This is a genomic window from Streptomyces jeddahensis, assembly GCF_001642995.1.
Taxonomy (GTDB): domain Bacteria; phylum Actinomycetota; class Actinomycetes; order Streptomycetales; family Streptomycetaceae; genus Streptomyces; species Streptomyces jeddahensis.
In genome coordinates this window covers 81,181-101,168 of the sequence record NZ_LOHS01000156.1, presented here as the reverse complement: position 1 = coordinate 101,168, position 19,988 = coordinate 81,181, and the positions used below count along the sequence as shown (strand labels likewise).

Sequence of the window (19,988 nt, the reverse complement as noted above, 5' to 3'; positions counted from 1 at the left end):
CGTGAGTCGGGCACCTGTTCGTACCCCCGGGCACCCGAGTCTCGGGTGCCGTACAAGCAACCTGCGCACCCCCGCCGTGGTGAGGCCGGAACCTGCCAACGCGAGGCCGGGACCCACCGGGGCGAGGCCGCGACCCGCCAGCGTGACGGCTGCTGCCGGACGCGGCGCAGTCCCCCGCTACGTCCGCCGCAGCAGCCCAGACACTCACCCCGCGGGCGGGTCAACCGCGCAGGTGGCCCACGACTGTCCGCATCGCGCGTTCCACGGCACGCCGCGACTGCTCGGTGTGGTCGATCGTGTCGAACACGTGGTGCCCGTCCGGCACGTCGATCACCTCGACGTCGGCCCCGCACGCCTTGGCGGCGGCCAGGAACTCCTCGACCGTGGCGGCGATCTCGGCGTTCTCCAAGCCCACCCTGGTCAGCACGATCGGCAGCCGCCCCGCGGCGCTCACCGCGGCGGCCGGGCGGAAGCGGGACTCCACGGCCGGCCAGCCCGGCAGCGGCACGAGGACGGGATAGGTCACTGCCGCGCACCGCAGCCACGACGGGGGCTCGGCGAGCGAGTCCGCGAGCAGCAGCCCGCCGCCGGAGAAGTACCACAGCGCGATGCGCTCGGGGTCGATGCGCGGATCCGCCCGGAGCAGGTCGACGGTCTCGGCGATGTCCTCGGCTGCGCGCCCGTAGTCGTCGAAGCCGTGCAGCCGGTGGTCCAGGGTCACGCCGAACACGCCCAGGCTCGCCGCGTACCGGCCGTAACCCACGAAGGCCGGCCAGTCGCGCGGTGTGGGCCGCAGGTCGGCAGGGACCGGGCCGCCGTGCACGAACACCACCGCCGGACGGGGCCCTTCGGCCTCAGCGAGCTCGTCGGGGACGTAGAGGTCCATCCGTCCGACCCGCTCGCGGGTCCGCTCCGGTACGTCCAGCACGAAGGGCCGCATGTACGCGGGCACCTCGCCGGGTGCGGTGATCCGGTGGCCCTCCCCCGCCGCGGCCCTGAGCAGCACCTCGGTCAGCTCGTCGGGGCAGGAGAGCATCGGCCAGTGCCCGGTGGCGAGTTCGAAGAAGCCCACCTCGGGGTCGGCGAGGGCCTGGAACTGCGGCAGACCGCCCGCGACCATGTCCTCGATCAGGGCGATGTTCAGGCCGCTCCCGGTGCAGAGGACGCCGGTGGTGGGCAGGTGGGCGACCGCGCCCGAGAGCTTGAGCGGCTGGGTGAGCGTGCCCGCCGGCTGCGGGGCGGCGAGGCGGGTCAGCCGGTCCAGGGCCTCGTCCGCGAGGCCGGCGGTGCTGCCCCAGCGCTGCCACTCGTCGAATGCGGGCGCGGGGATACGCCAGTCGTCCCCAGCCTGCGCCTGTCCGGACCGGCCGAGCAGCCGCCGCCGGACCTCCTGATTGGGCACCAGCTGGAGTGCCGCGTCGCCGTCCTGCGGCATGCCCGCGTCCAGGTACACGATCCGGGTGATGCGCTCCGGGCGGCGGTCGGCGGCGCCCAGCACCGGGTGGATGCCGTAGTCATGGCCGACGATCACCACCTCAGGCGCGTCCACGCCGTCGATCAGCCGCACCACCTCCTCGATGTGCGTCTCCAGGTCCGTGCCGGGAGCCGCCTCGTCGCGGCGGTCCCCCATGCCGGTGAGGGTCACCGGATGCACCTCGGCACCCGAATCGCGCAGCTGGTCGACCACTTCCTGCCAGATCCAGCCACCGGTGAAGCAGCCCGACACCAGTACGAACGTCGCGCCCCGTGCCGCCATGATCGCCCCCTCGTCCCTCTCGTCCGTCTCGTCCATCTCGTCCATCTCGCCATCGCGTCGATCGCGTCCATCGCGTTCCGCGCAGGCGACCTGATCGGCCGTCCGTGCGCGCCGGTACGGTAGGAACTCCCCCTGAGGGAGGTTCAAGCCTTGTCGCCAGACGGCATGTGGAGCATCGGGGAGCTCGCCGAGCGCGCGGGCGTCACCGTGAAGACCGTCCGCTTCTACTCCGATCGCGGCCTGCTGCCCGAGGCCGCCCGCAGTGCAGGGGGCCACCGCCGGTACGGTCCCGAGGCGATCGACCGGCTCCGCCTGATCCGCTCGCTGCGGAGCCTCGGCCTGCCGGTCACCGACATCGACCGGGCCCTCGACCGGCAGGATGCGCTGGAGGACGCCATCGCCGGGCAGTTGAAGGAGCTCGGCTCCCAACTGGCCGCCCTGCGCTGGCGCCAGGCCGCGCTGCACCTGCTGCGGGACGGCACCGCCGAGGAGCGCGCCGACCGGCTGCGGCTGATCGGCGCGTTCCTCGGCGGTGCAGTGCCACCGGACACGGCCACGCTGGCCCGCTTCTGGCGACGCGTGCTGCCCCTACGGCTTCCGGCCCGGCAGGTGTCGTGGATCATCGAGGCGGCCGTGCCACAGCCGCCCGCGGACCCCACCCCGACCCAAGTACTGGCCTTCGCCCGGCTGCACGCCCTCGCCACGGCGCCCTGCCCGCCAGGCCACGACTGGCGGCCCCCACCCCCGGAACACGACGGGGAGTACCGCCCGACCGTGCTCTACGACGGCCTCGGCGAGGCGTACCAACTGGCCGCACCGGCCCTGCGCACCGGGCGGGCGCCACACGAGGGCGAGGCACTCGACTGCTTCGTCTCCGCCTACGCCCACGCCCACGGAGCCCGCGACACCCCCGCCTTCCGCCGCCGACTGAGCCTCCAACTCGACCGGTCCGCCCACCCCGTGATGGACCGCTACTGGCACCTCGCCGCCGAACTCGCCACCCCACTCGAACCCACACTCGGCGCCGCCCACGACTGGCTCCGCACCGCCCTGGCCACCGATCTCCGCCGGCTGCCTTGATGAGCACGCCATGCGGCGGAACGGATGGGCCGGGGAAGAAGCGCCCGAAATCCGAGGAGATGCTGGCGCCTTGCGGAACCCATCACGGCAAGTAAGGTGTAAAGCGCGGAATGACACCTGACATTAGGGAAGGGTGGACGCGTTGCGTGACTGGGAGCTGTCCAAGACGTTTGACAGCACCTCGGGCGAGGTGCGCTGGGACCGGCTTGGTGATCCGTCCGCCCCGTCGGTGGTTCTGCTGCACGGTACGCCGTTCTCCTCGTACGTCTGGCGCAGCATCGCCCGCGCGTTCGCGGTGCATCACCAGGTGTTCGTCTGGGACATGCCTGGCTACGGCGCTTCGGCGAAGTTCGAGGGCCAGGATGTCTCACTGGCCGCTCAGGGCCGGGTCTTCACCGAGTTGCTGGACCATTGGGGCCTGTCCGAACCCCTTGTCGTGGCGCACGATTTCGGCGGCGCCGTCTCCCTGCGCGCCCATCTGCTGCACGGAGCACGCTATCGGCGTCTCGCGCTGGTCGACCCGGTCGCCTTGGCACCCTGGGGCTCACCGTTCTTCCGGCTGGTCGGCGAGCACTTCAAGGTCTTCGAACAGCTGCCGCCCAATCTGCACCATGCACTCGTGCGCGAATACATCAGTTCGGCCAGCAGCCCTGGGCTTCAACCGGCGGTCCTCGACCGTCTCGTCGAACCGTGGCTCGGTGATCACGGCCAGCGAGCCTTCTACCGCCAGATCGCGCAGGCCGATCAGCGCTTCACCGATGAGATCCAGGGAGATTACGGGTCCATCGCCCTTCCCGTCCTGGTGTGTTGGGGAGAGGACGACAGGTGGATACCTGTGGCGAGGGCACACGAGTTGGCGGGCCGTATCCCGGCAGCCGAGTTGCGCGTGCTGCCCGGTGCCGGTCACCTGGTCCAAGAGGACACACCTGCCGAACTCACCGCGGCCCTGTTGAGCTTCCTCACCTGACCCCTCCTGTAGCGTCCGCCCGCACTGCTGACGCGCCCTCTCGGATTGCGAGCGCGGGCCGGAGCGCTGGACTTCACCGGCTTCGGCCAGTGGACGGGCCTGTCGGTCGGCGCCCGTGCCCTGCCGACCGTGCCGCCCGACCTCGCCCCCGGCGCGGGCGGCTTCTTATGGCGTCCCGGTAGCGGCACTGATCGCCGTGGGCGTCGGCAAGAACCGCGAGCCGCCGCCTGACCTGTACGGGCGGCCCCCGACACCGCTACGGCGCGACCGGCCGGCGGGTGTGTCGAACCGGACGTCCGCGAACTCCCTGTTCCGGCGGGCGTGCGATGCGTTCGTAGAGGCGTGGGCCGGACAGTATGGTGATCTGTCATGGACGCGCTGGGGGCGGAAGATCCGCGGGTTGTCGGTGGATACCAGGTTGTCGGGTTGCTCGGGCGCGGCGGGATGGGGCGTGTCTATCTGGCGCGCGCAGCCGACGGCGGCGGCGCGGTGGCCCTGAAGGTCGTCAACCGGGAGCTGGCCGGCCAGGAGGAGTTCCGCAATCGGTTCCGGCGGGAGGTGCGGGCCGCGCGTACGGTCGGCGGGGAGCGGACGGCGCAGGTGCTCGACGCCGACACCGAGGCGGAGACGCCCTGGGTCGCCACCGAGTACGTGCCCGGGTTGTCGCTGGCCGACATCGTCGGCTCGGTGTACGGGCCGCTGCCCGCACGGTCGGTGTGGGCGCTGGCGGACGGGCTCGGGCGGGCGCTGCGCGCGATCCATGCCGCGGGCCTTGTCCACCGCGACCTCAAGCCGTCCAACGTGCTGCTCGCTCCCGACGGGCCGCGGGTCATCGACTTCGGCATCGCATGGCACTTCGCCCAGCCCGGTACGCCGCTCACCCGCACCGGTATCACCGTCGGCTCACCCGGCTACATGGCCCCCGAGCAGGTACTCGGCAAGCAGGTCGGTCCGGCCGCGGACGTGTTCTGCCTGGGTGCGGTCCTGGCGTACGCGGCAACCGGCGTCGCGCCGTTCGGAGACCCGGACATCGGACCGCACGCGCAGATGTTCCGCATCGTGGAAGGCGAGCCCGAACTGGGTGAACTCCCCTCCACGGATGGGGACTTGCGGGAACTGATCGCCGCCTGCCTGCGGAAGCCGGCGGGCGAACGGCCCGGTGTGGAGGAGGTGTTGGAACGTGCGGCCGGGAAGGCCGAGGGCCAGGCCGGGACCGCTGACGGGGGTGAGGCGGTCTGGCTTCCTGCCGACCTGGTGGAGCTGCTGGAGCGCCGGGCACGGCGTACGGCCGAGGAGTTGGCAGCCGCCGGTGCCGGTGCCGGTCCTAGTAGTGCTAACGGTCCCGAGGAGAACGGCACGGGCACCGTCGTGTTGCGGGGACGGAGCGCAGACACGGCCGGCGGCACCGGTCCGGAAGCGGCAACCCCTCCTCCCGGCCCCTCGCAGCAGCCGCAGCCCGAGCCGCAGGGGCGCACCCGCACGCGGCGCCTGCTCGTCGTATGCCTCGTGGTCGTGACCGTCGTCGTGACGGGCATGGGGGCCTGGCTGCTGCTGCCGTGGGCAGAAAGGGAGGAAGCGAAGGGCGGCGGTGTGCGGCCGCCGACCAACGCGCCTTCGGCGTCCGCAAGTTCGGCGGTGCCGCAGAAGTCCGCCTCACCGTCGCCTTCGGCATCCGACTCGGCGTCGCCTTCGCCCTCCTCCTCCCGGTCGGGAAGCACCACGCCGAACCCCGGCGGGGACACGGACCCGTCGCCGTCGTCGGGCAGCACCGGGCAGGACGGCGGCAACGACGACGGCAGCGCTACGCCGGAGGGCGATGACCCGACGCCGGACTCGGGGGCGCAGTTCCCGGCCGCGTTCGCCGGGACGTGGGCGAGCGGCCAGGACACGGTCGTCATCCCGTCGGCGCCGGACAACGGCAAGTCGGTGACCGTGACGTACTACGACGACGAGGGCTGGTGCCGGTACGTCCACACCATCACGGGCGTGACCTCAACCCGGATCTTCCTCGACCAGCAGGAGATGGTCGATTTCTCCCCCGAGGACCACCAGTGCGCATCGGAGGCGACGGACGGCTGGCACGTCGCCCGCGTGGACGACAACCGCATCCGGTACGGCTCCCCGTCACAGACGTACGTGTTCAGCCGCACATGATCGGGACACCCGCTGGCGGTCGTCCGCGGGTCCCACCCCAACTCTCTGTACGTGTGGCGGCCGCGGATCCGCGGCCGCCACACGGAGCCTCTCCCGAGGTTCACCCGGCCCTCAACCGTTCGGGGACTCCAGCCGCACCGTACGGAGCTCCGGAAGGTCCGGCCCATCGACGCCCCTGATCAGCAGGGTCAACCCGGACAGCCGGGACCATCCCGCCGGAACCCAGAGCGCGTCCGGGTCTCCGCCCGAGAAGGCCGGCCGGTCGCCGACCCAAGTGCGCCCCAGGCACTCTCCGGCGGCCCATCCGGTCACGCGGATCTGTGAGCCGTCCAGCCGTACCAGGAAGCCGTCGTCGGATGGCGGGAGGTCGACGTCGAGCCAAGCCTCCTCACCCGGTTTCAGCGTCAGCGGCAGCCGGATGTCCTCGGCCGGGCCGGCCTCGGCGGCGAACGTGGTCAGCAGGTCGTCGCTCTGGACGGCGCACGACCAGTCCGTCACCGGCTCGAGGCAGAGCAGCTGGGCACGAAGGCCGCCGCCACTCGGGTGGTGGGGCAGCGTGACCGAGACCTGATGGGTACCGGCGGGCAGCAGGACCCAGGGGTCCTCGGCGTGGACGGTGCGCGGCTCGCCGTCGTCCACCCGCACACGCAGCGGCTCGACCACGCCCTGCAGGTACAGCGCCGACACGGTCGTCGTCTGGAGGTCGCGCGTGTAGGTGAGGGGGACGCCGACGCGGGTGCTGCTCCAGCCGCCGAGCTCCCGCGTGGGCGCCGGTACGCCCGCCCACTGGCCGCGCACCGTCCACAGGGCCGACAGGTCTGCAACGTCCCGGACCATCCACAGGGTGCCGAGTCCGCGCAGCGCGCCCAGGCGAAGGGCGGGCAGGCGCGCGTCATCGAAGTTCGCGTGCCCCCAGATCTCCACGAGGGCCTCGATTCCGGCGCTGCCCGTCACATCACGGACGTCGATCCGCTGTGCCGCACCGAATCCGGCGATCGGCGGACGTACCCGACCCGCGATCGACAAGTCGACGATGTCGGCCGCGCCGACCAGGAGCAGTTCGTCGACGCCCGTCAGATCCGCCGTGGCCCGGTAGGTTCCGCGCCCCCGGTACACGCCGAGCGACTCCAGCGTCGGCGGCAGCTCGTGGCTCCCGGCCGGATGCTCGGGAGCCAGCTCGGGCCGCCGCCGAACCGCCGCCGCCCGTACGGCGTCCGGCGGCGTCGTACCCTGCCGGTCGGGCGCATCGGTCGCATCGGTCAGATGCACCGTGCCGTCGCTGTCCATCGCCTGGAGGCGCCCGGCGTCCGACGGCGCCAGCACGACAAGCGTCAGCCCCTCGACGGTCGTTCGCTCGGGTGCCCCGGCCGCCGGCGCCGGGATCTCGACCTGCGTCCCTCCCAGGACGACGGTGACGGGCACGTCGGAGGAGAACGCCAGCGCGCCCTCCGTCGCCGCCACCAGATCCGCTGACGCCAAGCTCAACGTCATGTCGGAACCGGCAGCACCCCACGCCCCCAACGGCACGTCCACCAGCATCAGCGGACACGAGTCCGGAGCGACGGCAACCGGCACCCCGTTCACGACCGCCCTGCCCGGAGCCGTGCCGAGATTCGGTACGGCGATCAGCTGGCCGCCTTCATGAAGGTCCAGCGCTGACAGTGACGAGCTGGTCGGAAAGTCGGCGGTCACCTCCACACGGGGCACGCTCGACGTCGCGAGCGCCAGCCGCGATCCCAGCGCGTCGATCACGCGCGCCAGCACCTGCCCCTGGGCGTACTCCGGCCGTTCGGCACCGGTCGACGAGACGTATCCGCCGAAGTCGTAGCCGTGGCTCATGAAATTGCCGGGATTGCCCCAGTTCCCGCTGGACGGCGTGTACCCGAAGTTCCACCCGGACGACTGCAGATAGGGCGCGATCAGCGAGGCGCCGCTGGCGAGCAGCCGCCGCAGCGTCCGATGGCGCCGATTCGTCTCGGTGATCAGCAGCGGCACACCGCGGTCGGTCAGCATCTCGGCATAGCGCCGTACCTCTGCCTCGATGTGCGGGGAGTCGTCGTCCGGGTAGAAGTTGCACGCCGGTACGACGCCGGGGACGTCTCCGGTGGCCCCGGCGAGATCACCTTGCCCGGCGCAGGCGATCAGCGGCACGGTGATGCCGTGGTGGATCGCCTGGTCGCGCAAGGCGGTCAGGTAGCCCGTGCGATCCTCGCAGTCGAAGAAGTCCAGCTCGTTCTCCAACTGCACCATGATGACCGGGCCGCCCTCCGAGTACTGGCGGTCGGCCAGAAGGGGCAGCACCCGGTCGAACCACGCGGTGACCTGGGCGAGAAATCGCGGCTCGTGCTGCCGGACCCGCAGGTCGGGGTCGAGGCCCAACCAGGCCGGCAGCGCGCCGCCGTCCCACTCGGAGCAGATGTACGGGCCTGGCCGCGCGATGACGTACAACCCCGCCTCGTGCGCGAGATCCAGGAAGGCTGCGACGTCCCGCCGGCCCTCGAAGGACCAGCGGCCCGGCGCCAACTCGTGGAAGTTCCACGGCAGGTAGACGTCCACGCACGTGTATCCCGACGCCCGCACCTGTTCGAGCCGCGCACGCCACTGCTCCCGCGGAAGACGGAAGTAGAACAGCGACGCGCACAGTACGACACGTGGACTGCCGTCGATCCAGATTCCCCGGACGTCGAGCTCGAGACCCGTGTTGACGATGGTCGGCTGACTCACTTGACCCCCGCGCTTCCGCCGCTGATGTCCATTTCGTACAGGTACCGCTGGCCGAGGTAGTAGACGGCGATCATCGGCAGCGTGAGCAGGATCGAACCGACCATCACCAGGTTCCATGGCGGCGGCTGGCCTGCCACGCCCGTGGTGGTGATGTACTGCACGCCCAGCGCCAGCGGCATCTTCGACTCGTCGTTGAGGTAGATCAACGGCCCCATGAAGTCACCCCAGTTGTACGTCAGGGTGAAGATGCCGATCGCGATCAGCACAGGCCACAGCATCGGGAGCATGATGCGCCGGTAGATGCCGAAGAATCCGAGCCCGTCCACCATGGCCGCCTCGTCGAGCTGGTTCGGCAGGCGCGAGACGAACTGGCGGACCAGGAAGACGTTGAAGGCGTTCGAGAAGAAGTTCGGCACGATCAGCGGCAGATAGGTGTTCACCCAGCCCAGGTCCTTGAACAGGATGAACTGCGGAATCATCGTGATCTGCGCCGGAATCATCATCGTCGCGATGACGATGAGGAACAGCGCGTTCTTCCCGGGGGCACGCAGGCGCGCGAACGCATAGCCGACCAGGCCGCTCGACACCATCTGACCGATGACCGAACCGACCGAGATGATCAGCGAGTTCAGCAGGAACCGGCCCATCGGCAGATCCGTCCCGAACACCCGGGTGAAGTTCTCCCAGTGGAACTCACTCGGGAAGATCGTGAACGAGTTGGCGGCCACCGTGTGGTCGCTCGCCAGCGCGATGGACACGACGAACACCAGCGGCGTCGAGAGGATCGCCGACACGATGATCAAGGTCGCGTAGGTGAACGGTGTCGCCCGGAACACCCGCAGGACGCGGGGCGCCTCGCTCGTGCGCCCTTCGCCTCCCGGACGCTGTTCGCCTTCCTGCTGCGGCGCGGCGGCGGATACCAACGTCGCCATCACTTCACCTCGGTCTCGTAGAACACCCAGCGGCGGGTGGTGCGGAAGGCCAGCAGCGTGAACACCAGGATCACGGCGAACAGCAGCCACGAGATCGCCGACGCATAGCCCATGTGGTAGTAGGAGAACGCCTGGTCGAACAGGTACGGCACCATCGTCTGGCTCGCGTTGTACGTTCCGGGCTGGGACGCCTTGGGGGTGAGGATGTACACCTGCGAGAAGACCTGGAACGCCGCGATCAGCCCCATCACCAGGTTGAAGAAGATGACCGGGGTCAGATGCGGCACGGTGATGCTCCAGAACTGCCGCACCGGGCCCGCGCCGTCGACCTCCGCCGCCTCGTACAGCTCCCGCGGAATGCCCTTCATCGCCGCGAGCAGCAGGACGGTCGCGCTGCCGGCACCCCACACCGACAGCAGGATCAGCGCGTACTTCACCCAGCTCGGGTCCAGCAACCACTGCGGGCCGGAGATACCGACCAGCCCGAGCACGTCGTTGAACGGACCCGACGGGGCGAGCACCACCCGGAAGACCATCGCCGCGGCGACCAGGGGCACCAGCGTCGGCAGGTAGATCAGGGTGCGGAACACCTTGCGGCCGCGGACCTGCTTGTTGAGCAGGTTCGCCAGCCACAGCCCGACCAGCAGTCCGAGCGGGACGGATATCGCCGCGTAGTGGAAGGTGTTCCCCAGCGCCTTCCAGAACACGGGGTCATCGGTCAGCAGCTTGACGTAGTTCTGCAGACCGACCCACTTGGGCGGGGTGAAGGAGTCCCAGTCCGTCAGCGAGAGGTAGATCGACGAGATCATCGGTCCGAGCAGGAACACGAGGAACCCGATCACCCACGGCGAGACGAACAGGTAGAACCAGAGCGCCTCACGGCGCCGCAGCTTCGACATCGCCATCGCCGGTTATCCCGCGGACTTGATGATGGACTCGAGGTTCTTCTGGACCGCGGTCAGCGCGACCTTGGCGCTCTTCTGCTTGCCGAGCCAGAAGTCGGCCAGTCCCGTGTCGAACGCCGCCTGCATCTCGTTCCACTCGGGAATGAACGGCGCCTTGAAGAGGAAGGAGCTCGACTCGGCGAACACGCCCATGTTCACCGTCGTCTTCATCCACGCCGGCTTGAGGAACGCTTCGCTCTGCTGCACCTCGATGTTGGCCGGCACGTCCTGACCGGTGGCGATGATCTGCTGCTGGGCCTCGGGCGAGGTGAGGAAGTCGATCGCCTTGAAGGCGTTGTCGGGGTTCTTCGCGGTACGGGAGATGGCGAGACCGCTACCGAAGGAGGACACGGCCTGCTTCTTGCCGCGCCACATCGGCGCGATGTCCCACTCGAACTCGGTCTTCGCAAGGCCGCTGATGGCCCAGAACCCGGTCGCGTTGACCGCGACCTTGCCGGCCGCGAAGGCCTGGTCGCCGCCGACGTCCGCGCCCATGTCGGCGTACTCAGCCTTCGACGGCACCACGCCGTGCTTGAAGAGCAGGTCGCCCGCCCACTGCAGCGCCTCGACGACCTCGTCGCTGTCCACCGCCGGCCTGCCGTTCGCGTCGATGATGGTGCCGCCGTTCTGGTAGGCGAAGCTCCACCACTGGGGCCACCAGCCCGCGCCCCCGTAGCCCCACGTCTTGCCCTTGGTCGTCAGCTCCTTGAACGCGGCGAGTGCGTCGTCCCAGGTCCAGTCGGCCGTCGGCGCGTCGATGCCCTTCGACTCGAACAGGGTCTTGTTGTAGTAGACGATCATCGCGCCGGAACGGTCCGGTATCGCGTAGACCTTGTCCTGGTACGAGTAGAGCGACCCGATCGCCCCGAAGCGTTTCTGCAGGTCCAGGCCCGCCTTCTTGGCGAGGTCGTCCAGCGGCCGGAGCTGGTTCTTGCTCGAGTAGACGTTGACGTTCTCCGCGACCTGCATGATGTCCGGGCCGTTGCCGCCCGCGATCATCGTCTGCACCTTCTGCGCGTACGAGTCCGACGGAATCAGCTGGAGCTTCACCTTCAGGTCGGGGTGCTTCTTCACCAGCAGGTCGATGCGCTTCTGGTACGTGGACCGGTCCGTCTCGCCGCCCCACACCGTCATCACGAGGGGCTCATCGCTCGAACCGCTGCTGGAGCCACACGCCGTGAGCGTGATGACGCCCGCCGCGACTCCCAGACCAAGAAAACCCCGACGCGAAACCTTCGCTCTGTCAAGCGACATGGCAGTGCCCTTCCCTGACGTGCATGCAAACGCTCTGGAGGTCGCCCGCCGACCAGGGCGGGCTTCGAGTGGCGGTTAAACTAACCATCGTTTTAAGTCGGGGACAAGACCTTGTTTCCCACGGGTTTCTGCCGCAACACAGTCGTACGCCGCCACGGAAGCGATCACGGCCTTGCCGGGGCGCTCCTGGCTGGACTCACGGGCGGTGCGGGCGGCGCCAGGCGGACGAACGCCGGACGGGGTTCGCGCGGGGCGCCGTCGGACCGCGGAACGCTGTCCCCATCGCCCGGCGGGAAACGCCGTCCTCCTCACAGAACATCTCCCGATATTCGGGATATCGCGGTGGAGGTGTAACACGGCGGCGGCTGCACGACGCAGACTTACACGAGCCCGCACGACGGTGATGCAACAGATTGGATTCCAGTGAGCAATACCGAGCCGGTGCCCGGCTACCACGCTGATCGGTCCAGACCACTGGTTCGCCCGGTTATTCGGCTCCCGGCCATGCGGCCCACACGTACGACACAAGAAGGACCAACCCTGTGACACCCGACTCAACCCGAAACGAGAACCTGCCCATCTACGACAGCTTGGTACGTGAACGCGGTGACGTCGTGGCGGAAGCCCGCGTGGTGGCCGAACAGACGCAGCACCAGGCAACGCAAGCACTGAACAGGCACGATGCCGTCAGGCCGGAGCCTCGTCCTGAGTGAGCGGCCACCGGTGTCCTCTTCCCCCCGCAACCACGATGAAGACCGTTCCGATCCGCATCAGCCCAGCGCTGAAGCGTCTGACCAGGCGATGCGAAGCATCTTGGGGCGGCCGTTGAGCCGGGCGGGCACGCCGCCGGGGGGTGGCACCGGCGCTACCTCCGCCTGGGAACCACCGAGGGCACGGTAGAACCCCTGGGCGGCCGTGTTCTGCTCCAGCACCCACAGGTACATGTCCTTGCCCGCCGCTCGCTCGACGACGGCCTCGGCGGCACGGGTCAGCAGGGCACCACCTACGCCGGTTCGCCGCCGGTCGTTCGTGACGTGCAGGTTGTCGACGAGACTGCCCCATCGCTCATCGTCGTCGAAGACCACGTGCACGAAGCCCACCAGCCCGGTGTCGTCTTCAGCGACAACCGTCAGGCCGACGGCCGGACCGGCGGCCGGGTCGGCAAGACGTGACGACCATACGGCCCGGCGATCAGCGACGACGTCGCCGTCCAGGAACGAGTCGGCGTAGGCGGCCCTGTAGTGCCGCCGCCAGCTGTCGGCGTGCAGGAGAGCCACCCTCTCCGCATCATCGGGACCAGCAGCGCGGAACCACAGTGATGTCATGACGCGACACTGTAACCGCGGCCGCTGACACCATCGCCCCGCACGCTGGGGCACCTCGCACACCGGGCAATCGACGACGCGCCTTTCCGGTACGTCGAACGAATCGAATGCGCCATCGCGTCGTGGAACTGGCTCAAACGAAGGGTTGCAGCTCCGCTTCAAGGGGCACAGCCTGGATACCGCGGGAGCGCTCCCACACCCACACCCCCCTCTGGAAGAAGGAGCCGCGACTTGCCATGAGAGATATTGTCATGAACGCGACATCACGCCGCTTACGGCGTCGCTCGACACTCGTCATGAGCCTGCTCGCCGCAGTGCTGCTCTCCCTGATTCCGTGGAGCAGCACCGCCGTCGCCCATGGTTCGGTCGTCGACCCGGCATCCCGCAACTACGGCTGCTGGCTCCGCTGGGGAAGCGACTTCCAGAACCCGGCCATGGCGGACGAAGACCCCATGTGCTGGCAGGCGTGGCAGGACAACCCGAACGCCATGTGGAACTGGAACGGGCTCTACCGCAACGGCTCCGCCGGCGACTTCCAGTCAGTCGTCCCCGATGGGGAACTATGCAGCGGCGGCCAGACCGAGAGCGGCCGCTACAACTCCCTGGACGCGGTGGGCGCCTGGAAGACGACGGACGTCGACAGCGACTTCACCGTGCAGCTGTACGACCAGGCCAGCCATGGCGCGGACTACTTCCTCGTCTACGTCACGCGCCAGGGTTTCGACCCCACCACCCAGCCGCTGACCTGGGACGACCTCGAACTGGTCACCCGGACCGGCGCGTACGCCCCCAGCCAGAACTACTCGATCGACGTGAGCACCTCGGGCCGCAGCGGCCACCACGTCGTCTACACGATCTGGCAGGCATCGCACCAGGACCAGACGTACTTCCTGTGCAGCGACGTGAACTTCCGCTGACCCGTCACTGACGCACACCGGTTCCCGCCGGACGTGCCGCGTCCGGCGGGAACCGGCCCGCCCCCCGCATCCCTCCGGAGAGGACCCCCGCATGCGACCATCTCCGCACCGGCCCCGCCGCCCCCTGCGCAGCCTGTTCGGAGGGCTGCTCACCGCTCTCGCCGTCGTCGCTGCACTCCTGACCACGGCGACGGCGGCCCAGGCCGACACCACGATCTGCGAGCAATACGGATCGACCACGATCCAGGGGCGCTATGTCGTCCAGAACAACCGTTGGGGCACCAGCGACCCGCAGTGCATCAACGTCACCGACTCGGGCTTCACCGTCACCCAGGCCGACGGCTCGGTTCCGACCAACGGCGCCCCGAAGTCGTACCCGTCGGTCTTCAACGGCTGCCACTACACCAACTGTTCACCGGGGACCAACCTTCCTGCGCGGCTGAGCAGCATCTCCAGCGCGCCCACCAGCATCTCGTACAGCTACGTCAGCGACGCGGTCTTCGACGCCGCGTACGACATCTGGCTCGACCCGACGCCGAAGACCGACGGCGTCAACGAGACCGAAATCATGGTCTGGTTCAACAGGGTGGGTCCGGTCCAGCCGGTGGGCTCGCAGGTGGGCACGGCCACCGTGGCCGGGCGCTCCTGGGAGGTGTGGTCCGGCAACAACGGCGGCAACGACGTGCTGTCCTTCGTCTCTCCCTCGGCGATCAGCAGCTGGAGCTTCGACGTCATGGACTTCGTCCGGCAGGCCGTCTCCCGCGGACTCGCCGAGGACGACTGGTACCTGACGAGTGTGCAGGCTGGCTTTGAACCCTGGCAGAACGGCGGGGGGCTCGCGGTGAACTCGTTCTCCTCGACCGTGAACACCGGTGGTACTCCGGGCGGCCCCAGCGATCCGGCGGCATGCGAGGTGACGTACGCGACGAACGTCTGGCAGGGCGGCTTCACCGCCGACGTCACCGTCGCCAACACCGGCTCATCCCCCGTCGACGACTGGGAGCTCGCCTTCACCCTGCCCTCCGGACAGCAGATCACGGGCGCCTGGAACGCCTCCGTCACCCCGTCCGCGGGGGCCGTCACGGCGACGGCGTCGGCCCACAACGCGCAGATCACACCCGACGGCAGCCAGACGTTCGGCTTCCAGGGGACCTACAGCGGCACGTTCGCCGAGCCGGACGACTTCAGCCTGAACGGCACCGCCTGCACCACAGCATCCAAGTCCGTCACGCACTGAACGTATGCGTGCTTGTCATGCACTGATCATTCCTCATCTACGCCACACGGGAGGCTCCATGATCCGACGCAGCAGAATGACCGCCTGGGCGGCCGTACTGGCCACCCTCCTCGGGGGGCTGGGCCTGACTCTCCTCGGGCAGAGCAACGCGCAGGCCCACGGGGTGGCGATGATGCCCGGCTCTCGCACCTACCTCTGCCAGCTGGACGCCATCACCGAAACCGGCGCACTGGACCCGACCAACCCCGCATGTCAGGACGCGTTGAACGAGAGCGGCGCGAACGCGCTCTACAACTGGTACGCCGTTCTCGACGCCAAGGCGGGCGGGCGAGGCCCGGGCTATGTGCCGGACGGCACTCTGTGCAGCGCCGGCGACCGGTCCCCGTACGACTTCTCCGCCTACAACGCCGCCCGCGCCGACTGGCCCAGGACGCATCTGACGTCCGGGGCAACGATGCGGGTCCAGTACAGCAACTGGGCGGCCCACCCGGGCGACTTCCGGGTCTACCTGAGCAAGCCCGGCTGGTCGCCCACCTCGACGCTGGGGTGGGACGACCTGGAGCTGATCCAGACCGTCACCGACCCGCCCCAGCAGGGCTCCCCGGGGAACGACGGCGGCCACTACTACTGGGATCTGACCCTGCCCTCCGGCCGCTCCGGTGACGCGCTGATCTTCATTCAGTGGGTGCGTTCGGACAGCCAGGAGAACTTCTTCTCCTGCTCCGACGTCGTCTTCGACGGCGGCAACGGCGAGGTGACCGGCATCCGGGACTCAGGCGGCACCCCGACTCCGGATCCGACGCCGACCCCCACGCCGGCGCCCGACGGTTCCTGCATGGCCATGTACTCCGTGGAGAATTCCTGGAGCGGCGGCTTCCAGGGTTCCGTCGAGGTGATGAACCACGGTACGGCTCCGACCAGGGGCTGGGCCGTGCAGTGGAAACCCGGCGAGGGAACCAGGATCGAAAGCGTGTGGAACGGTTCGCTGTCCACCGGTTCGGACGGCACGGTCACGGTGAAGAACGTGAACCACAACGGCGTCATCAAAACCGACGGCAGCGTCACCTTCGGCTTCACGGCCACGTCCACGGGCAACGATTCTCCGGTCGGCACGATCGACTGCGTAACGTCATAGCGTCACGCGGCGACGTCGGCTGCCGGTCGTTGGTCGACTGAGCGTGGGGCTCCAGGCCCCACGCTCAGTCAGGTGCCGCGGGAGGAGCCACGGCCCTTGGGCGGTGGTCGGCGCCAACCGGAGTGCATGTGCGTCTGCGTCACGGTTGGTGCAGCAGCCCCGGCTCAGAGGCGGCGCACCCAGGCCGCGACGCCGTGGCCCACCCCCAGGTAGACCAGCGCCGGCAGGCCGTAGTTGAGCAGGACGCGAAGGCCCTCGGTGTCCATGGTGAAGATGTCCTGCGACCAGCCGGCCAGCCAGTCGGCCACACCACGGACGAACTCCACGAAGCCGTTGGACTGGTTGGCGTCCAGCAGATAGAGCAAGATCCACAGGCCGAGGAAACCGGCGGCGATGTCGCCGATCGTGTGGATGACGAGCGCCGTGCGGTCCCGGCTCTCGCCTTCCCGGCGCGGACGGGGCGGGACGCTGCTCGGGGGCGGGTTCGAGGGGGCGTAGCCGGCCTGGCCGCCCGGATGGCCACCTTGATGGCCGGGATAATTTCCGTAGTTCCCGTCGTTTCCGTAAGGATCGTGGGCCGACTGCGCCGACTGTGCACTCATGGGGTCATGGCGATAATTGTTCACGGCACTTCCCTACCTGACACGCGGCGGTCAAAACAAGCCATGTGAATTCGGCCTCCATTACGGCTGATTCGTCCGGCGCCGTCCCGTTGACCCCCGAGGACCGCGTATCGCATCCGGGAAGTTCACGCAATTTCCGCGATACGAATTCAGAATCATCGCCCGACCTTCACGAAGCCACTACCAGGCCGCTACCCGCAAGCGACCGCGAATTCGGCTGGGCGGTGCGGATCCGGCGTGCCACCGGATCCGCACCATAGGCATGGTCGGCAGACAGATGTGGTGAGCAGCCAGATGTGGTCAGCAGCAGGAGTGCGCGGCGTGCTCCTCGCGGTGCCAATCCGGCAGCGGCCTGCCCTCCGCGCTTGACGAAGCGTCACTCCGGAGTGTGAATTCGGCGGCCCGCCGCTCCGGGGTGCGGGGGGTGAGCGGGCGGACGTCGGCATCGTGGCGGGGTCACGGGGCTGCGGAGCGGTGGTCCCGCAGAGCCGTTGGAGGGCGCGCATGCTCGGCACGGATTTCACCCATGGATCACCCTGCTGGATCGATCTCGGCAGTCCGGACACCGCCGGGGCGGCCGCCTTCTACGGCGGCGTCTTCGGCTGGCAGTTCGTCTCTCCCGGGCCCGAGGCCGGCGGGTACGGGTTCTTCCAGAAGGACGGCAAGACCGTCGCCGCACTGGGCCCGCTCACGGAGGAGGGCGCGAGCAGCGCCTGGACGGTGTACTTCCGGACCGATGACGTCCAGGCCACGGTCAAGGCCGTCGAGCAGGGCGGCGGCACGGTGCGGGTGGCGCCCATGCAGGTCATGGGCGAGGGCTGGATGGCCCAGCTCACCGACCAGCAGGGGGCCCACTTCGCGGTGTTGCAGCCGGGCACGGCGCAAGGAGGGCTGGAGAAGGCGTCCGAGGACGACACTCTGGTGTGGGTGGAGCTCCACGTACCCGACCCGGAGGCCGGGATCGGCTTCTACCACGGCCTCTTCGGCTGGCGCTCGCAGGAGATGCAGGCACCCGGGATGACGTACCGGGTACTCAGCCTCAAGCACGGGGACCAGAAGGACACGTCCTTCGGCGGAGTGGCCGCCCTCCAGGAGGGCGGCCACGGGGCGAGCTGGGTGCCGTACTTCGCCGTCGCAGACGCCGACGAGACCGTCCGGAAGACGGAGGAGAACGGCGGCTCGGCCCTGATGCCGGCGGAGGACGTACCGGAGGTCGGCCGTATCGCGTGGCTGGCGGACACCTCGGGTGCGGTCTTCGCGGTGCTCAAGCCGAACCCGCGGCAAGGGTAGGCGACGACGACGGGCCGATGCGGCCACGGCTCACGATCGCTCTGGGTACGGGCGAGGTGCGCCGGCTGCCCGGGCCCGGCAACGGTGCGCCGGGCCCGGAGGACACGGCCTGACTCTCCGCGATCACCGGCAGGTGAGGCAGACGGCCACCTGGGGTTCAGGTCGCAGCCGACGGGGCCGGCCCGCACCCGGTCGGCGGCTCAGCCGCGGCCCTTGAGGAACTTGGCTCGCACCTCTGCGGCGAGCTCCTTGTTCTTCTCGGTGCGCGCCCGGGACTCCGCGGCGCGCCGCTCGAACCACTCGTCGCGCTGGCCCGTGAACTCCGCCATGCGAGCGTCGCGTTGCTCGTACATCTTCTGCCGGAGAGGGTCGAGGCTGGTGCGGTCGACGGCCGGCAGGTCCTCGTAGGACGGTCCCTTGGCGCGGCGCGGCAGGCGCTGCTCGACGGGGAGGATGCCGAAGCGGGGGGCCGGGAGGGTCTGGTACCAGTACGCGGTGGTGGACCAGTCGTCGGCCAGGTGGTTGGCGTGGCCGTGCTCCATGGTGACGCGGATGCGCTCGTTGAAGCGGACGGGGTCGGCGAGGTGGAAGCGGTAGTGGACCTGGAGGCCCGGGACGTCCTCCTCGTGGATAATCGTCCCCTGGAACGGGAAGTTGATCTTCTGCATGCCCCAGCCATGGCTGAAGTAGTCCTCGCCGCCGGTGCCGTGCATGGAGGGCGGCCAGGCCGTCGTGCCGTCGGGGTTGAAGTCCTCGTCGATCCAGATCATGTCGTCACCCTCGCCCCACCAGGTCTCCGTGAAGTGGTTCACGGTCTGGATGCAGCCGATGTAGTTGCCGGCGCCTTCGGTGTCGAGGATGAGGTAGTTGTCCTTGCCGTCGAGGTTGGGGACCTGCGTCTCCAGGCTGTTGACCTGCAGGTCGGGGCCCCAGCCGGCACAGGGGTTGCTGCGGCGCCACTGGGCGTGGAAGTAGAGGGTGTCGTCCGGGAGGTCTTCGGCGTACAGCTCGTAGTCGACGTAGAAGTACTGGACGTACGGGTGCTCGCCCTGGTTCTCGACCTCGATGCGGGCGCGGCGGTTGAACGGCATCGGCAGGAAGCAGTTGAAGGCGGCGGGGCCGCCGTACTTCCTCTCCGAGTCGTCCTTGACTGAGACGGTGAAGGGGAGCGACTGGAAGGTGGCGGGCAGGGAGTTGCCGACGCCGAAGAAGTCGCCGAGCGGGGCGATCACGGAAGGGTGCTCCTGGTCGTCCCAGTACATCTTGATGAGGACCTTGCGGTAGTAGTCCGGGTCGTTGACCTCCCAGCTGTAGCCGAGGGCGTTGTTGAACTCGACCATGGCGGTGCCCGCTTGACGGGCGTCGAACAGGCCGGGTCCGAGGATGATCCGGCAGCCCTGCACGAACCAGAGGTGGGTGATGGCGCCGGGGCCTTCGAGGTCGGCGAGGGTGGTGGTCTCGCCCGGCATGACGACGAAGGCGTCCTCGTTCAGGCCGGTGTGGTCCCAGCTGGCGACTCGGGCGGAGCGGGAGCGGCGGCGCTGGGCGGCGCGGCCGAGGAGGTCGCCGCCGAGCGCGAAGGAGGGGACGGACATGGGTGGCGCTTTCCTTTCGCAGTGCGGTCATCGCGGTGCGGGCATCGCGGTGCGG

At 69.2% G+C, this 19,988-nt stretch carries 15 protein-coding genes; 7 read left to right on the top strand and 8 right to left on the bottom strand.

What is annotated here, in order from left to right; genetic code table 11:
- Positions 1 to 220: 220 nt before the first annotated feature.
- Positions 221 to 1,792 (bottom strand): alpha/beta hydrolase, encoded by a 1,572-nt coding sequence (locus tag STSP_RS31640; RefSeq protein ID WP_232789873.1) that lies wholly within the window; start codon positions 1,790 to 1,792, stop codon positions 221 to 223.
- Positions 1,793 to 1,906: 114 nt separating this feature from the next.
- Here STSP_RS31640 and STSP_RS31635 point away from each other — a divergent pair, with 114 nt between their 5' ends.
- From STSP_RS31635 to STSP_RS31625, 3 genes are all read left to right on the top strand, one after another.
- On the top strand, positions 1,907 to 2,836 hold the full coding sequence (locus STSP_RS31635; protein ID WP_078067660.1) for a helix-turn-helix domain-containing protein: 930 nt from the start codon (positions 1,907 to 1,909) through the stop codon (positions 2,834 to 2,836).
- 142 nt (positions 2,837 to 2,978) lie between these two features.
- Complete coding sequence (locus tag STSP_RS31630) at positions 2,979 to 3,803, top strand: alpha/beta fold hydrolase (protein ID WP_067284525.1); 825 nt, start codon at positions 2,979 to 2,981, stop codon at positions 3,801 to 3,803.
- A gap of 369 nt (positions 3,804 to 4,172) precedes the next feature.
- Positions 4,173 to 5,957: a serine/threonine protein kinase gene (locus STSP_RS31625; protein WP_078067659.1), complete on the top strand. Its 1,785-nt coding sequence runs from the start codon at positions 4,173 to 4,175 to the stop codon at positions 5,955 to 5,957.
- Positions 5,958 to 6,068: 111 nt separating this feature from the next.
- Here the strand turns inward: STSP_RS31625 and STSP_RS31620 are convergent, their stop codons facing one another.
- The 5 genes from STSP_RS31620 to STSP_RS31600 all read right to left on the bottom strand — a co-directional run bounded on the left by STSP_RS31620 (position 6,069) and on the right by STSP_RS31600 (position 13,136).
- Entirely contained in the window at positions 6,069 to 8,681 is a 2,613-nt protein-coding gene (locus tag STSP_RS31620) for a beta-galactosidase (RefSeq protein ID WP_067284441.1), read from the bottom strand.
- Positions 8,678 to 9,613 carry a carbohydrate ABC transporter permease gene (locus tag STSP_RS31615; RefSeq protein ID WP_078067658.1) on the bottom strand — a complete coding sequence of 312 codons (936 nt, stop codon included), beginning with the start codon at positions 9,611 to 9,613 and terminating at the stop codon, positions 8,678 to 8,680. Before STSP_RS31615 ends, STSP_RS31620 begins: the two co-directional genes overlap by 4 nt.
- The gene (locus STSP_RS31610; protein ID WP_078067657.1) at positions 9,613 to 10,518 is read right to left on the bottom strand and encodes a carbohydrate ABC transporter permease; all 906 of its coding nucleotides are present in this window, start codon (positions 10,516 to 10,518) and stop codon (positions 9,613 to 9,615) included. The genes STSP_RS31615 and STSP_RS31610 overlap by 1 nt, the downstream gene beginning before the upstream one ends.
- A 6-nt stretch (positions 10,519 to 10,524) precedes the next feature.
- Positions 10,525 to 11,811 (bottom strand): ABC transporter substrate-binding protein, encoded by a 1,287-nt coding sequence (locus tag STSP_RS31605; RefSeq protein WP_067284440.1) that lies wholly within the window; start codon positions 11,809 to 11,811, stop codon positions 10,525 to 10,527.
- 770 nt (positions 11,812 to 12,581) lie between these two features.
- Positions 12,582 to 13,136: a GNAT family N-acetyltransferase gene (locus tag STSP_RS31600; RefSeq protein ID WP_067284439.1), complete on the bottom strand. Its 555-nt coding sequence runs from the start codon at positions 13,134 to 13,136 to the stop codon at positions 12,582 to 12,584.
- Between the two features lie 296 nt (positions 13,137 to 13,432).
- Here STSP_RS31600 and STSP_RS31595 point away from each other — a divergent pair, with 296 nt between their 5' ends.
- The 3 genes from STSP_RS31595 (at position 13,433) to STSP_RS31585 (ending at position 16,425) form a co-directional block, all read left to right on the top strand.
- Positions 13,433 to 14,053, top strand: a complete 621-nt coding sequence (locus STSP_RS31595; RefSeq protein ID WP_408646390.1) for a lytic polysaccharide monooxygenase auxiliary activity family 9 protein — start codon at positions 13,433 to 13,435, stop codon at positions 14,051 to 14,053.
- 91 nt (positions 14,054 to 14,144) lie between these two features.
- Positions 14,145 to 15,290 carry a GH12 family glycosyl hydrolase domain-containing protein gene (locus tag STSP_RS31590; RefSeq protein WP_067284437.1) on the top strand — a complete coding sequence of 382 codons (1,146 nt, stop codon included), beginning with the start codon at positions 14,145 to 14,147 and terminating at the stop codon, positions 15,288 to 15,290.
- A 58-nt stretch (positions 15,291 to 15,348) separates the two neighbouring features.
- Entirely contained in the window at positions 15,349 to 16,425 is a 1,077-nt protein-coding gene (locus STSP_RS31585) for a lytic polysaccharide monooxygenase auxiliary activity family 9 protein (RefSeq protein ID WP_067284436.1), read from the top strand.
- A gap of 164 nt (positions 16,426 to 16,589) precedes the next feature.
- On the opposite strand, the gene STSP_RS40585 is transcribed toward STSP_RS31585, so the two are convergent.
- On the bottom strand, positions 16,590 to 17,027 hold the full coding sequence (locus tag STSP_RS40585) for a hypothetical protein (protein WP_232789866.1): 438 nt from the start codon (positions 17,025 to 17,027) through the stop codon (positions 16,590 to 16,592).
- A gap of 525 nt (positions 17,028 to 17,552) precedes the next feature.
- Here STSP_RS40585 and STSP_RS31575 point away from each other — a divergent pair.
- Positions 17,553 to 18,338 (top strand): VOC family protein, encoded by a 786-nt coding sequence (locus tag STSP_RS31575; RefSeq protein WP_067284435.1) that lies wholly within the window; start codon positions 17,553 to 17,555, stop codon positions 18,336 to 18,338.
- Between the two features lie 200 nt (positions 18,339 to 18,538).
- Here the strand turns inward: STSP_RS31575 and STSP_RS31570 are convergent, their stop codons facing one another.
- Positions 18,539 to 19,933 (bottom strand): glycoside hydrolase family 172 protein, encoded by a 1,395-nt coding sequence (locus STSP_RS31570; protein WP_067284434.1) that lies wholly within the window; start codon positions 19,931 to 19,933, stop codon positions 18,539 to 18,541.
- Positions 19,934 to 19,988 lie beyond the last annotated feature (55 nt).